Annotated in this window: 13 protein-coding genes; 7 read left to right on the top strand and 6 right to left on the bottom strand. The window is 38.2% G+C overall.

Annotated elements, in window-relative coordinates:
* The first annotated feature begins 10 nt into the window (after nt 1-10).
* From JKP34_RS02035 to JKP34_RS02010, 6 genes are all read left to right on the top strand, one after another.
* Complete coding sequence (locus tag JKP34_RS02035) at nt 11-592, top strand: transposase (RefSeq protein ID WP_201917183.1); 582 nt, start codon at nt 11-13, stop codon at nt 590-592.
* A gap of 183 nt (nt 593-775) precedes the next feature.
* On the top strand, nt 776-1,354 hold the full coding sequence (gene gldD, locus JKP34_RS02030; RefSeq protein ID WP_201917181.1) for a gliding motility lipoprotein GldD: 579 nt from the start codon (nt 776-778) through the stop codon (nt 1,352-1,354).
* A 1-nt stretch (nt 1,355) separates the two neighbouring features.
* Nucleotides 1,356-3,449: an ATP-dependent DNA helicase RecG gene (gene recG / locus JKP34_RS02025; protein ID WP_201917180.1), complete on the top strand. Its 2,094-nt coding sequence runs from the start codon at nt 1,356-1,358 to the stop codon at nt 3,447-3,449.
* A 126-nt stretch (nt 3,450-3,575) separates the two neighbouring features.
* Nucleotides 3,576-5,510: a hypothetical protein gene (locus JKP34_RS02020; protein WP_201917179.1), complete on the top strand. Its 1,935-nt coding sequence runs from the start codon at nt 3,576-3,578 to the stop codon at nt 5,508-5,510.
* Nucleotides 5,507-6,340, top strand: coding sequence for a DUF2490 domain-containing protein (locus JKP34_RS02015; protein ID WP_236664862.1), 834 nt, complete (start codon nt 5,507-5,509; stop codon nt 6,338-6,340). The genes JKP34_RS02020 and JKP34_RS02015 overlap by 4 nt, the downstream gene beginning before the upstream one ends.
* Before the next feature lie 5 nt (nt 6,341-6,345).
* The gene (locus tag JKP34_RS02010) at nt 6,346-7,200 is read left to right on the top strand and encodes an MORN repeat-containing protein (RefSeq protein WP_201917178.1); all 855 of its coding nucleotides are present in this window, start codon (nt 6,346-6,348) and stop codon (nt 7,198-7,200) included.
* Nucleotides 7,201-7,213: 13 nt separating this feature from the next.
* Here JKP34_RS02010 and JKP34_RS02005 read toward each other — a convergent pair whose 3' ends face one another.
* From JKP34_RS02005 to obgE, 4 genes are all read right to left on the bottom strand, one after another.
* Entirely contained in the window at nt 7,214-8,107 is an 894-nt protein-coding gene (locus JKP34_RS02005; protein WP_201917177.1) for a DUF4097 family beta strand repeat-containing protein, read from the bottom strand.
* Nucleotides 8,108-8,243: 136 nt separating this feature from the next.
* Nucleotides 8,244-9,371, bottom strand: a complete 1,128-nt coding sequence (dnaJ, locus tag JKP34_RS02000) for a molecular chaperone DnaJ (RefSeq protein ID WP_201917176.1) — start codon at nt 9,369-9,371, stop codon at nt 8,244-8,246.
* 8 nt (nt 9,372-9,379) lie between these two features.
* Nucleotides 9,380-9,979, bottom strand: coding sequence for a nucleotide exchange factor GrpE (locus JKP34_RS01995; RefSeq protein ID WP_201917175.1), 600 nt, complete (start codon nt 9,977-9,979; stop codon nt 9,380-9,382).
* Nucleotides 9,980-10,056: 77 nt separating this feature from the next.
* Nucleotides 10,057-11,049 carry a GTPase ObgE gene (obgE, locus tag JKP34_RS01990; RefSeq protein WP_201917174.1) on the bottom strand — a complete coding sequence of 331 codons (993 nt, stop codon included), beginning with the start codon at nt 11,047-11,049 and terminating at the stop codon, nt 10,057-10,059.
* 116 nt (nt 11,050-11,165) lie between these two features.
* Between obgE and JKP34_RS01985 the strand changes: the two genes are divergently transcribed.
* Entirely contained in the window at nt 11,166-11,849 is a 684-nt protein-coding gene (locus tag JKP34_RS01985) for a hypothetical protein (protein ID WP_201917173.1), read from the top strand.
* 44 nt (nt 11,850-11,893) lie between these two features.
* On the opposite strand, the gene JKP34_RS01980 is transcribed toward JKP34_RS01985, so the two are convergent.
* Both JKP34_RS01980 and JKP34_RS01975 read right to left on the bottom strand, forming a co-directional pair.
* Complete coding sequence (locus JKP34_RS01980) at nt 11,894-14,674, bottom strand: carbohydrate-binding protein (RefSeq protein ID WP_201917170.1); 2,781 nt, start codon at nt 14,672-14,674, stop codon at nt 11,894-11,896.
* Between the two features lie 269 nt (nt 14,675-14,943).
* Nucleotides 14,944-15,519: an adenylate kinase gene (locus JKP34_RS01975; protein WP_201917168.1), complete on the bottom strand. Its 576-nt coding sequence runs from the start codon at nt 15,517-15,519 to the stop codon at nt 14,944-14,946.
* Nucleotides 15,520-15,556 lie beyond the last annotated feature (37 nt).

Raw genomic sequence — 15,556 nt, 5'->3', positions numbered from 1 at the left:
TCTGATAAAAATGAAACTTGAGCCCTTTAAACTTTATCATGTTTACAATCAAGGAAATAATAAAGAGGTACTTTTTCGACAAAGGGCCGATTATTTAGCTTTTTTAAAATATGTCAGAAAGTTTATTTCAGAGAAGGTGGATATTCTAGCTTATGCATTAATGCCTAATCACTTTCATTTTTTGCTCAACACCACAATGGAGTCTGTTGCAACTAAAAAGATAGGTAGCTTAGAATCAACGGAGTTGCAAAACGGAGTGAGACTTTTGTTGACTTCATATGCAAAAATATATAATGAAAAATATGATAGATCGGGATCCTTATTTAGACAAAACACTAAGTACAAAATGATTGAATCAGAGGAATATGCTTTTATCTGTTTTAATTATATTCATCAAAACCCAATGAGCGCTCAACTCTGCCAAAAAATGGAAGATTGGGAGTTTTCATCTTTTAGAGATTATATCAATCAGAGAAAAGGAACCCTGGTAAATAAACAAATGGCTCGCGAGTTAATAGGAATAGATGATGAAATAGTTTACAAAGAATCTTACAAAATTATTCCCGAATGGAAATGGAATAGACTGTATTAACGCTTTAAAATTCTTTATAAAATCAAGCTATGGTCAGTACCTCGAAGAGGTCAGACCAGTGTATTCAAGGAATGAATATTTGCTTTTAATGTTATTAAAGCCAAGGCGGTTCGTCTTTGATTTAGTAAAGTAGACTTCTGTTAAAAACTATGAGTTTTTGGAGCTAGCACCTATCTTTACTGTATGAAATATTTTTCTGTTTTAGTGTGCGTTCTTCTATTTGTGACACTGTTAAGCTGTGAGCAAAATTACTATCCTAAACCTGTCGGGTTTAATCGTATTGACTTACCACCACATGAGTATGCCCAGCTACCAGATTCTTTTCCTTACTCTTTCGAGTATTCTAAACACGCTAAAATTTTACCAGACTCTTCCTATATCAGGGAGCGCTATTGGTTTGCCCTTTTTTATCCTGAATTAGTGGCTGAAGTACATGTTACCTATAAACCTTTGTATGGAAACAGAGACAGCTTGCGAACTAATATTGACGATGCTTATAAACTAACAGCCAAACATCAGGTGAAGGCATCTTCTATCGAGGAAAGCATTATACAAACACCATCAGGTATAGTAGCTTCGGTGGCAGAACTGCAGGGAGATGTGCCCAGCCAGTTCCAGTTTTATACTACGGACTCGACAAAGCACTTTTTAAGAGGAGCACTTTATTTTAGAACGGCTACGGAAAACGATTCTTTAGCACCAGTAATTGAGTATGTGAAAATGGATATTCTCCATGCCATAAATACATTGGAGTGGAAATAAGATGGCTTCATTTTTTAGCACATCTATAGAATTCCTTAAGGGTGTTGGCCCACAAAAAGCAGATTTACTTAAGAAGGAGCTGAACATTCATACCTATGCTGATTTGTTGCAGCATTATCCGTTCAGGCATGAAGACCGCACCAAGTTTTATCCAATAAGAAGCTTGAATGAGCATCTTCCTAATGTTCAAATAAAAGGTCAAATACGCTCCAAACAACTGGCGGGAGCTGGTAGAAAGCAAAGGTTGGTTGTGCAACTTTATGATGATACAGGAAGCATAGAGCTTGTTTGGTTTGCCGGAATAAAGTGGGTAGAGCCAAAGCTGAAACCTGGAATTACTTATGTTGCGTATGGGCAGGTAAACCGATTTGGAAGTAAGCTCTCCATGGCTCATCCTGAAATGAATGTGCTTACACCTGCGCTGGAAAATAATAAGTTTTTGCAGCCAGTATATTCCACCACAGAAACACTAAGGAAGAAATACCTTGACAGTAAGGCAATTTTTAAACTGCAAAAAACATTACTGCAAGAAGCATACGGCCGTATTCCTGAAACCCTTCCTGAAGATATAAGAAGAGAATATGCCCTTTTTGAGAAGAAAGATGCCATAGCCCAAATTCATGTACCCAACTCTGCTCAGCATTTGCAAAAGGCTAAGTTCAGGTTGAAGTTTGAAGAGTTTTTCTTCATGCAACTGAGGTTGTTAATGCAGAAGCAGATCAGGCTTGAAAAATTCAAAGGTCAGCTGTTCAACAAAACGGATTTGCTCACAAGGTTCTATCAGGAGCATTTGCCTTTTGATTTAACCAATGCTCAAAAGAAAGTAATTAAAGAAATATTTGCCGACCTGAAGAGTGGAAAACAAATGAGCCGCTTATTACAAGGCGATGTGGGTAGTGGTAAAACGATTGTTGCTTTTCTTACGGCTTTAGTAGCTATTGACAGCGGAGCACAAGTTGCTTTAATGGCACCAACACAGATTTTGGCTAATCAACATTATGAAGGCTTAAAGGAGTTTGCCGATTTAATGGATATCAGAATAGAATTGTTGACAGGCTCAACTAAAACCAAACAAAGAAGAGTAATCCATGAAGATTTAAAAAATGGATCGCTCAATATTTTGGTAGGCACGCATGCACTCCTGGAGGATGTGGTGGAGTTTCAGAATTTAGGGTTAGCCATTGTTGATGAGCAACATCGATATGGAGTAGCACAAAGGGCAAAACTTTGGAAGAAAAATAAAAACACTATCCCTCACGTCTTAATCATGACGGCTACCCCAATTCCCAGAACATTATCTATGTCGGTTTATGGTGATTTGGATATTTCCGTAATTGACGAATTACCTAAAGGAAGAAAACCCATCAAAACTATTCATCAGTATGATGCTAATAGGTTAAAGCTTAATGGCTTTCTTAAAAAGGAAATAGAAAAAGGCAGGCAGGTTTATGTGGTTTATCCGCTTATTGAAGAGTCTGCCAAACTGGACCTGAAGGATCTTATGGATGGTTATGAGAGCATAGCACGGGCTTTTCCGGAGTACCCAATCAGCATCGTCCACGGCCAAATGAAAGCCGATGATAAAGACTGGGAAATGGCTCGCTTTGTAAAAGGTGAAACTAAAATAATGGTTGCCACTACGGTGATAGAAGTAGGTGTAAATGTGCCTAATGCATCTGTAATGGTCATTGAAAATGCTGAGCGTTTCGGTTTAGCTCAATTACATCAGTTAAGAGGTAGAGTGGGCCGGGGTGCAGAACAATCATATTGCATTTTGGTGACAAACTATAAGCTAAGCAAGGATGCTAAAACCCGCGTGCAAACTATGACGCGCACTACCGATGGTTTTGAAATAGCTCAGGTAGATATGCAATTGCGTGGCCCCGGTGATATGATGGGTACGCAGCAAAGCGGTCAGGTCGATTTGCTTTTAGGTGATTTAAGAGAAGACGAACCCATATTAAGTGCTGCCCGCCAATCGGCTCAAGCCATCATTAAAGAAGACCCAGACTTACAGCTCGAGCAAAACAGATTAATAAAAATTCAGGTGGAGGCCCAAAAGAAAAACAAAATCAACTGGAGCAGGATTAGTTAAAAAGCTTTAATAATAGCATTTATCTAGAGTGTTAAATCCTTATTTCTTTTTTAACTTTAAATCTTCGCATTATCTGACTGAATTAAAATGCTAACATTCAAACTCCCTGTAGCAAAACTTTTAGTCTTGCTACTAATTAATCCGATCATCTTTTTCAATGCCCAAGCCCAGCAAAACTTTAAGTACGAGGGAGCATTTGAAATGAATGATATCAAAGGCTTTGCAGCATTTAACTATAAACTGCAAAAGGAGGATACTATTTACGATGGCTCTTTCTTATTTCAGCACAACTCTTCAAATGATCTTATCACAAAGTCTAATCCGTTCATAAAAGTAAGTGGGCAGTTTATTGATGACACACCAAATGGTGAGTGGAAATTTCTATTAGGTGATTTTCAAGCAAATAATAACATCGTAAAAGAAGGTTATACTTTTAAATTAAAACTAAATGGAACAGAGCACTCCGCTAAGGGTAAAATAAAAGCAAATAAACCACAAGGCGATTGGCAGCAAATTATTAAAGAGATTAAGAATGGAGAAATAGAGGATACCCTTTTTATAAGCCACTTTGACTTTGATGAAGGGGTTCCAATAAAAAGCTTTGATCTAAGAAGCAGCAAAGGAACACTAGTTGGTCGACTATTAGCTGAAGGAGTAGCACATGACAGATGGGAGCTTTATACGCCCACGGAGATTGAAACTGAAGAAGTATGGACCTTTAGTGAAGGTCGGCTATTATCAATAGACAGAAGGATAGAGGGTAATAGTTACTCAATTTCAATTTTTCCGACAGAGCAAAAAAGCGCTAAGCTTATCAACTTGGATAAAACGTACCTCTCCATCATTGATATGTTGCAGCAGATAGAAATGGATACAACCGCTTTGCCGGAAAGTAAACTTCACAAATTGCTCTTTCAAAATGCAGATTTGTATGAGCAAACGAACAAATTGATTAGTTCCTTATCCAACGCTCAGATTCGTCCTGGAATTAAGGTGTTAGTTGAGCAATATGATTACAAAAGAAGCTTGACGGATCTATTTAAGGATTATCAAGAAAGGTCTTCAAAAATAGTAACAGAGTACAAAAGACTTTCTGAAAGTTCTCAATTAAATATTCTAAAACTAGCGGATGAAGAAGTATTTGCTAACCTGAATGCTTTGAGCTTTTATGAAGAAAGGTACCATCAACCATTTAGATTACTTCTGTCCTATCATCAAAATGAGCTATTGCAATTTTTGCCTATAAATAAGCTTTATCGTGCACTTCCTTCAATAGAGCAGTTTCAGGATTCTGAGGTTATAAGCTATCAATGGAATGACACTACTAAAAACATAAAGCTAGAACGGCTATCAAAGGCAAATTTTGAAGATGTTCAAACAGGCTTAGATACTTTAAAACTGTATGCGGATCATGTGTTGTTGCGGATGGAACAATTAGAGACATCTTTATTTAAAAGGATTAAAAAAGAAGAACGCCTACAATTAATAAAGGAGTTAGAAAAAAAATTGATGACAGCAATGAGCTCCTTGAATGAATCTGTTGACTCATCTAAGCAAATAGCTCCACAGCATGAGCAAGATATTTTATTAGAAGTTAGAGCATTTGCCAGAAAGGAGATAGGTAATTATTCAAGCTTACCTGATGGCAATGAAAAAATAGTCTTGGCAAAGAGCCTTATTTCATGCTTCGAAAGTTTAGATTCCCTGACTAAGCGTATAGCAATTCTGCCCAATAAAGAAAAGGAAATAGTAGAGCATTATACTGATGACAAATGGAATCCTTTTACTTCAACAGTAATGAGTGAATTAGAAAAAAGAAGAATAGTTGAAGCTTATCAGGAAATACTGATTCCTTACATGATCAATTATGTTCAGCAGCATATAAAGTGTAATACTGTTAAAGAGCTCAATGATTTGTATGATTTACTACATCAAAGAATGATGGCATTGCGAAACGAAGATACCGATAGGTTGGAGCGGAATTTAAAAGGCGTTGATGATGCAGAAAAAATATTTGAAATGTTTGGGGTCGAATTATCTAACAAATTATTAAATCCATGAAGCAGCATAAACAACTCTACATCACATTGCTTGTGCTCATGTTGCTTAGTGTGACAACTGTAAGCTTTGCGCAAAATGAGGAAGGGGAAAGGCCGGCAAACTCCAAATTCAAGGAGCCAGTAACTCGATTATGGATTAACACTTATGGCAATATCCGCTTAACAGATAGACTTTTCTGGATTGCTCAAACACACTTTCGCTTTCAGGAATCAGCCACCACACCATTTCTAGGAAAACCAGCGCAGATTTATAACAGGCATGCCATTAGTTATCTTTTTTCAAAGAAGTTTGTCATGAGCCTTGGTGGCGTATTGCGTGTAAATTTTAATACCAAAGACGAAATACAAAACGAAAAGTCTGCGGTTCCTGAATGGAGGATCTGGCACCAATATCAATTTGCTACACCTTTTCCTCATATGATGATGTACCATCGTTTAAGAATTGAACATCGTTGGACTAAAGGGTATCAGCCTGATAGCGAGTATATCTTTAGAAACAGATGGCGTTATATGTTTAAGCTAAAAATACCGCTTAATAAGCCAAAGCTAGGCACAAAAACACTTTACCTTTCTCCCGAGGCAGAATTAATTATGCAAAGTGGGAGGGCAGTTATTGATAGCCCGATGGAAGATTTAAGGCTTCATACCTCATTAGGTTATATTATAAACCCACGACTTACTGTTGCCACCGGCTTGATGTATAGCATGGGTCAGGAATTACCAGCCGGTTATATTTATAATCAAAAATTAACACTAAGAGCACACATATATTTTGCACCTGATTGGAGGAAGGTTAAAGATAAGCTTCCAATAATTCACCTTGATGATTAACACAAATGAAAAACTATAAAAGTATTATACTGCTCGTACTGGTTGTATTATTTGGAGTGTTAAGCCTGTACCTTTACAAGGGCAGAAAGGAGGCAAATAGCTTGTTGAAAAATAGGGCCGCAGAAATTGAAAAGAATGAAAGGCAACTTCAAACCTTCAATGAGTTTCAGTTTGCGGATTCATTATTATACGCCAACAACTTGAAAGATGCTTTAAAGAATTATAGTGCAATGCTCGACAATGTTCCTGACTCTTTGAAGCAAACAGTTAAACAGCGAATAGCTTTTGTAAATAGTGTAACAGCTAAAAATCTAACCATAAATGATTTAGTATCAGATACAGCTAGCCAAACACCTAATCAGGAAAACGTTATTAAGGCATATGAAACTGTGAATTCACGTAAGCTCGACTCGATGCAATTTGCTTTAAAAAAGGCAAGCATGAAAATTCAAAACCTTCAGCGCCAGGTTAAGCAACAGACAACAGGTGATTATTTGAGCTTTAAATCAGGTAAGGGGAATACGGTTTACTATGTTGGTGAAATCAAGAATGACATGGCAAATGGTAAAGGCATAGCGTTATTCGGGACAGGCAGCCGATATGAAGGAGAATGGAAGAACAACCTGAGGCACGGACAAGGGGCTTTTTACTGGCAAGATGGAGAATACTATATCGGGAGCTATAAGGATGATAAACGTGAAGGCTTCGGTGAGTATAATTGGCCTAATGGAGAAAAGTATATAGGCGAATGGAGCAATGACAAGAGAAACGGAAAAGGTACCTTTTATGATGAAGATGGTAAAGTAATGACAAAGGGTATTTGGAAGAATGATGAATTAGTGGAGCAATCTGAGAATTAGAAACTTTAATTATCTATTTATCCACGAAGGAAATGCTACCCATGCCTACATCTAGTGAGAACTCAATGCTGTTAGTTTTGTCGTTTCTATATGCATCATTGCCATAAGCGTTGTGGCCAACCTTTTGAAAGCTTTTACCCATTTTTACATGACAAAGGGGAGAATCATTCAATTTCACCAAAACAGGCACATCATTTTTTGGTAAAGTGATGACCATAGAACCAGCACCAACAGAAGCATTAATATGGCTGTTCATCTTCCAGTGATTGCCACAGTCTAAATTAATAGAGCCGAAACCAACTTCTGCAATTATTTCTTTTGCTGAAGCTAAGTCTAAATCTTCTACATCGATTGTTCCCATATTAACTTTTATAAAAAAGGTATCCATGGCAACCGCATTTGCCTGCTGATTAGAATATTTCACAAATACGTCAGCACTGCCTGATTTAATTTTTAGCCTTTCAATTGAAAGGTTAGATAGGTCGATTTGCGAAGAGCCCACCAAATAGTTGAGGTCAAGGTTAAATGAAATATCTTCCGAAAGATTTACCTGCCATAAATCATTATCAGCCTTTGAACCACCAAAAATATTTGACGCTATAGCCTCTGTAAAATTGTCTCCGGCATGTTCTTTACAAGCAAGCTTAGCTTGTATACTTTGAGTTTTTCCCTCTGATTCTATTTTAAATGTACTGCTGGCAAAATCATTTTCATTTCCCCCAAAAACAACCACTGGTTTATCAGACTCAACCGCATTGATAAATGACTTCCCTGCTTTAGTAGTAATATTTAAACTTACCTTATCGGCTGAGGACTTGCTTGCTTCAAAGTGTTTGTGGAGTTCCTGACAAATCCCCGATGTTGATATGCCAAGAGAAAGAAAAAGGTATGCGTACTTCTGAATCATGCCCCTATTACGGAATGTTTAACAAAGAGGTTATGCTTTGTTAGATATAAGTGGCTAAAAATGGGATGAATAATAAAAAACCCCTACCAAATCGAGGATTTGCGTAGGGGTGAGTTTATATATATAGTTGAATTGCTTAGTTAAAAAACTCCTTCACTCTGTCGAAAAAGCCTTTATCAGCTTTGGTTGGGTTAGGCTTAAAGTTTTCTGATGCTCTCATGCTTTCAAGCATACTTTTTTCTTCATCAGATACCTTTTTAGGAGTCCAAACATTCACGTGGATCAACTGATCACCTCTGCCATAGCCATTTACATCACCTACACCTTTGCCACGTAATCTTAAAATTTTACCAGACTGTGTACCTGTATCAATCTTAATCTTCACCTTTCCATCAATGGTTGGCACTTCCACAGAAGTACCCAATACGGCATCTACGAAATTGATGTATAAATCATAGATGATGTTCTGTCCATCACGTTTTAATACATCATGTTCCTTTTCTTCAATAAGGATGATTAGATCTCCGGCACCGCCTCCCATTGGGGCTTCATTACCTTTGCCCTGCATAGAAAGCTGCATCCCATCAGTAACACCAGCAGGTATCTTAACAGAAATTACTTCTTCTTTTGATTGAAGACCTGTATTGTCAACATGAGGTGGTTTCTTATCAATAAACTTACCAGAACCATGACAAGTTGGACACGTGCTGGATGATACCATTTGACCCAACATGGTATTGGTAACTCGTCTTACCTGACCTGTACCGCCACAAGTATCACATGATTTATAAGTTACACCATCAGCCGCTACCAGCCTGTTTACCTTAATCTTCTTTTCAGTGCCGTGGGCAATTTCATCAAGGCTGAGTTTTAATTTGATGCGTAGGTTAGAACCTCTACGGCCTCTACTACGACCACGGCCGCCACCGCCACCAAAGAAGCTTTCGAAACCGCCACCTCCGCCACCGAAGATGTCACCAAACTGGCTGAATATGTCATCCATATTCATACCGCCACCACCGAAGCCTCCAGGACCGCCTTTTACACCATCGTGACCAAACTGGTCATAACGCTGACGTTTTTCTTTGTCCTTTAGTACTTCGTAAGCTTCAGCAGCTTCTTTGAATTTATCTTCAGCCTCGGGGTTATCAGGGTTTTTATCTGGGTGATATTTTATGGCTACCTTACGATAGGCCTTTTTTATCTCCTCATCCGTAGCTCCTTTACTAACTCCAAGTATATCGTAATAATCTCTTTTAGCCATAAACTATCTTATTCTCCAATTACAACTTTTGCGAAACGGATAACTTTGTCATTCAACAAATATCCCTTTTCAACAACATCAACCACTTTGCCTTTCAGTTTTTCATCAGGGGCAGGGATTTTAGTAATGGCTTCATGAAACTCCGGATCGAATTCGATACCGGCATCACTATCCATTGCTTGTAGTCCTTTGCTTTCTAAAACCTTGATGAATTTATTTTTGATTAAGTTAACGCCTTCCAGCATTTCAGCATTTGCCTCATTTTCAGCAAATGATTTTGTAGCTCTTTCAAAATCATCAACCACTGGCAGTAATTCTGAAATTAAGTCAGCCGATGCAGTTTTCACTAACTCTAAACGCTCCTTGGCATTTCTTCTTCTAAAGTTTTCGAACTCAGAATAGAGCCTTAAATATTTATCTTTGGCTTCAGCAACTTCAATCTGAAGTTTCTCTTCAGCAGAAAGCTCTTCCTCTTCTTCAACTTCATTTTGTTCATCAACTTGCTCATCCTGTACATTCTCTGCTTGAGTCTCTTCAGATGAGTTATTGTTTTCAGCTTCTTCTTGCTGATTTTTTATGTCTTTTTCTTCAGTTTCTTTAGTAGCCATTGCTATTAATTACGCTTTAAATTCTTGCTGTTAGTATCAATGATTTTGCCAAGTGATATTATTATGACAAGATGACATTATGCATGAAGGCTTTGCCAAATCATGTCTTTCAATTTGTCGGTATTGAACTGCGTTAATGAGGAGATAAAAATCGAAGGTAATTCAGCAGGCACCTCCTTTTTCATTTCGGCCATGAGTTCCTCATCAAGCAAATCGGCTTTGGTGATTGCTAAAAGCCTGTTTTTATCCAGCAATTCAGGATTGTATTTTTTAAGCTCATTCAGTAGTATTTCATATTCCTTTCTAATGTCTTTGGCATCGGCAGGAATAATGAATAAAAGAATGGAGTTTCTTTCAATGTGTCGCAAAAAGCGAATACCTAAGCCTTTACCTTCAGCAGCACCTTCAATAATCCCCGGAATGTCAGCCATTACAAATGAGCGATGATCTCTGTAAGGAATCACACCTAAATTAGGTGTTAGGGTAGTAAACGCATAATCGGCAATTTCTGGCTTAGCAGCGGAAACCACAGAAAGCAAAGTACTTTTTCCTGCATTAGGAAAACCTACCAGGCCAACATCAGCTAATAACTTTAATTCAAGAATGATCCATTCCTCAATGTTGTCTTCACCGGGCTGCGCATAACGAGGCGTTTGGTTGGTTGGTGTTTTAAAATTGCTGTTTCCTAAGCCACCACGGCCACCCCGGGTAAGAATTACCTCTTGTCCATCCTCAGTAATTTCATGGCGGATTTCACCAGTATCCGCATCTTTAGCAACAGTACCTAAAGGTACTTCCAAAATAACATCTTGCCCTTCAGCGCCACTTCTGTTACCCCCTTCACCGGGCTTTCCATCTTCAGCAATAACATGCTTTTTATACTTTAGATGAAGCAAGGTCCATAGCTGCTTATTGCCTTTTAGGATGATATGTCCACCACGACCACCATTTCCACCATCAGGACCACCTTTGGGCACATGCTTTTCACGCCTCATGTGTATGGAGCCGGCTCCACCATTTCCAGAACGGGAGCAAAATTTTACGTAATCTATAAAGTTTGGATTGGACATCTGCTTTGTTTTGAACATGCAAATTTAGCTATTTTATTGCTCGATGAAAAGCATCCCTATCAAAGGCTTGAAATGGCTAGTGGAAAGACTATTTTTGAATGTTTAATTGAATAATTATGAAAACAAGATTTTTGAATTGCTGTTGTGTTGCTCTTGTACTTTTTACTAGCTGTACCACAGGAAAGCTTTATCAGTCAACGGTTTCTGGTAGCAGTATTAATCAACTTGATTATTTACAACCAGTTTCAAATATTATTTATGTTGAAAAAGGAAATAAGGGAGTCATTAATGATACGCTTTCTTTAAAGTCAGAGCTTTTTATAGAATCTGTATTAAAAGATCAATCCAAGGAGTTGTCCATTCCGCTGGACTATAAGGTAAAAACTATAGCAAGTGACGATAGGGCGTTTATTGAAGAAGAAATGACTGCTATGGTGGAGTTTTTAGAGGATGGTAGAGCAGACTTCTATTTTCTTGAACTTTCGGACATGATGTTAGACTTTATGCACGATAACGAGACTGAGTATTTATTGGGAACAGTTGTTTATGGCCATGTAAGGAGGAAGGGTAATTACACGGGGCAAATTTTCAAAAGTATTGGGATAGGCATTCTTACTTTAGGTATGTATTACCCTATTCCTATTAAATCTTCTTCTAGAATATATTTTTTAATATTAGACGCTAAAAATAAAAACCTGGCTTTCTACAGAAGAAGCTACATTCAGGATAAATCGCCATTTGATGAAGAGGTTGTGAAAAAGCAGATATACCAGCTTTTCAAGGGGTATTTCTATGAATAAAAATGGTGAGCTCCTTAAGATTGGAGCCCACCAAATCAATCATTTTACTTTACAACTTTAACCACCTCATGGCCAGCGGGGCCTTTAACATCAATAAAGTAGAATCCTTTAGGATATTGATTCGTGTCAATGGTGAGCGATTGCATACCGTCAACATTAAAGCTATCTACCATTTTGCCATGAACATCATAAATACTCAAGCTATGATATGAGTCAAGCTTAGTGAAATTCACCACTAACTTACTCTTAATGGGATTTGGATAAACTTTTATGGATTGTCTTACTGCCTTATCACTTGAAAGCACCATTCTTGAGCTATTATTACCACAGTTACCAACAACAAAGCTTTGCCTATCGTTAGAGGTGTTTCTTTCACCACCCTCAGGTACTGAATAAGTATAATATAAATATACTGTTTCACCCTGTGAGGCATTTATACTAAAAGGCGTATTTGGTGTAACCATATAACCAGGAAAGGTAGCATTAGGATTAGTGCTGTAATACAAAATGGCAGTTGGAGAACCAACCCCACTTCTTTCCGGAATAAAAGTTAGTGTCGGGTTTGAAGAGTCTGTGGATATTTGAACGCTATAATCTCCATTGGCTGCTGTTTGTGTGCATGATCCAGTTGATGTATTACTTGCTTCAACTGCTTCAAAATAATTGATGTTTAATCCGCTCGCTTCAAATACCAATCTTATTGAGTGAGTACCTTGAGTAACGTTAATGTCTTCTGCGGTTACATCAATATAGTTCTGCCAGCTTCCTGTGTTAGGAACTACTAATGTGCCCGTTACATCCGTACCATCAAGCTCCATGTGAAAACGACCGTTTCCGTTAGGAGAAGCCACTCTAAAAGCGAAATCATAGAGGCCGGTATTAGCCGTAGCGTTAACGGTGTATTCGAGCCATTCTGTAGCATCAATCCATCCCACATTATATGCTCCGCTAGCGTCACCGGTGTTTTCTATGTCTACATCTTCGTTTCTATAAGCGCCTCCAGTATTTCCTGCTGTTAAATCGTGATAACCAACTCCTTCTCCACCTTCATTGTAATCTTCTGCTTCAATTATGGCAGGAATGGCTGTTCCTGTTGGAAGTGGTAATACATTAATTGAGGTAGTGCCATTTATACCATTGCTACTTGCGGTGATAGTAATATTGCCATCTCCATTAGCAGTAAACAATCCATTCGAAGTAATGCTTCCTGATGAAGCAGACCAACTAAAGCTCGTGTTTATTGGGTTTCCGAATTGATCCAACGCGCTTGCACTGAATTGTAACGATTCACCATCGGTGATGGTGTTATTTGAAGGACTTACCGTAATGCTACTCACTACAGGTGTTGTTGCATTGCCATCATCCCAAACAATATCGTCAATAGCAAACTGAAATGTGTTTGATGGTAATGCACCATCAACACTTACTATTGTGAAGAGGTAATTAATATTTTGAAATGCCAAAAGGCCTGTATAATCCTCTAGTGGTATTTCAACCTGTCCCCACTCACCATTTCTTACCAGGCCATATTTTGTTTGTCCTGCAGGAAATTCAATGTATTCCTCGTTCGTATAGTTGTCTGTAATACCAATTCTAAAAGAAACATCAGCAGGGATTTTAATCCTGAATTTCAGGCTACCGTTTTCTACATAATTGGACATATCTTTACCATTGAGTGAAACAACTCCACCACCAAACCAGCTGTTGGCGTTAACTGTATTCCAAGCGATTACGTTGTTTCCTTCATAAGGCGGAATATTTCCTTCCTGTACTGTGCCACCCCATGCGTATACCTCTCCATCAACACCTAAGTTGAGCTGGTTATTAATAGAGGTGTCATCTGTAAATACTCCAAAACGACCATTTTCTGGTGTAAGCTGTCCATAATCAAACTCAACGCTGCCATGGCCATTCCATTCGGAAACTCTCACATAATCAACATACATTTTACCAGGAAGAGGTGCTGTGATTCCACCGTTTGAAGTTACACCTGGTAGCGTACCGCCAACAGCCAGGTTGAGCAACATATAAAAAGGTTTAGAAAAAGCAGAGGTAACACCATCAGGGTTAATTGGTAAAGGGTTGGTGTATAAGTCGTATTCATTTCCATTATCTACAACCGTAAATCTTAGCTGCGTAGGTTCCCAATATATTCTGTAGGTTACAAATCTATCGTTTAATGGAGTGGCTGCCACATAAGGCTGGTTGTAGTCAACATCATAGGCTATGTTACCAACTCCGCCATCAGGTGTAGAGAAAAATGCGTTAGCACCCACATAGTTGTTCACTGTTGAACTTGGTTCTTGCTGCTGATTTCTTGCTGCCTGGCTAAAGCCCATTTCCATCATATCGATTTCGCCTTTTCCGGGCCAGGTGATGTTAGCAGTACCTAACAACCAGGCGGCAGGCCAGAGGCCTTGTTGCAAGTTGGGTACCCGGACTCTTACTTCTACAAGTCCGTAATGAATAGACAGGCGCTTATCGGTGGTTACTTTACCTGAAGTGAAGGCTCGGCTTCCAGCGTTTTCCTGTCTTGCCTCCAAAACTAGGGCCTTATTACCTGGTTCGCCTGGTACATCGGCTATGTATACATTGTCAGATTGATAGGATTGTAATTCTTGGTTTCCCCAGCCGCAAAGACCGATGTCACAGCCATCTCCTATATCAGGCTGCCATATATTGGTGTTTAAACTGTTGAAGTTGTCTTCCCATATAACATTACCAACCTGAGCATTGGTGGTGTTAGCGAAAAAGATAGAAGCACAAATACAGATAACTGAAAGTCTGATCTGCAGTGCCTTTTCATAAAAATTTAACGTTTTCATTTGTGTGGTTTTTGGTTAGAAATTTCGCAAACGTTTGCGTTTTTAAAATTCAAAAGACCACATGTGGCATCAAAATATAGTACTACAACATAAATACATCAGCATTTAAAATCAGAAGTATTCATTAAGATGAAAAATAGAGTATTTGTTGAAGAGGAGCGTGTTTATTACATCAAACATACATCATTATAAAGATGAGTTTAACAGTAAGAGCATAAAAAAAGCCCCAATAACTGAGGCTTAAATAATAATTTAAAAGTAGAATAATACTATTTCAGTCTATCTACCTGGTCACAAATGTTATTAAAAATTTCATCAATACTACCAACGCCATTAATTTTTACAAACTTATCTTTTTGATCGAAGTAGTTAGCAACAGGCAATGTTTCGTCTAGATAAACTTTAATTCTGTTTTCTATTTTATTCTCGTCCTGATCATCAGCACGACCAGAGGTTTTACCTCTTTCTTTTATTCTCTTCTTTAATTCTTCTTCAGGAACATCAAGGGCAATCATGCCATTTATAGATTCACCTTTTTCTTCAAGCAAAGTTTCAAGGGCTTGAGCTTGAGGAACTGTTCTTGGAAAGCCATCGAAAATAAAGCCATTACTATTGGCTCCTTCTTTAAGCTTTTCATCCACCATGCCTATCACAACCTGATCAGGAACAAGGTTACCTTCATCCATGTATTTTTGAGCAAGCTTACCCAACTCGGTTCCCTCTCCTAAATGCTTACGGAACAAGTCTCCGGTAGCAATATGTGTAAGATTATATTTGTTGATTATCTTCTCGCTCTGCGTGCCTTTTCCCGCCCCTGGAGGGCCAAATAAAATAATATTTAGCATATTTTTATTATTGAAACATCAAAGATAAGAGATTTCT

The sequence above is a fragment of the Marivirga atlantica genome, assembly GCF_016734805.1.
Lineage (GTDB): Bacteria > Bacteroidota > Bacteroidia > Cytophagales > Cyclobacteriaceae > Marivirga > Marivirga atlantica.
The sequence above is the reverse complement of the archived record's forward strand: the minus strand, read 5'-3'. Positions and strand labels throughout refer to the sequence as shown.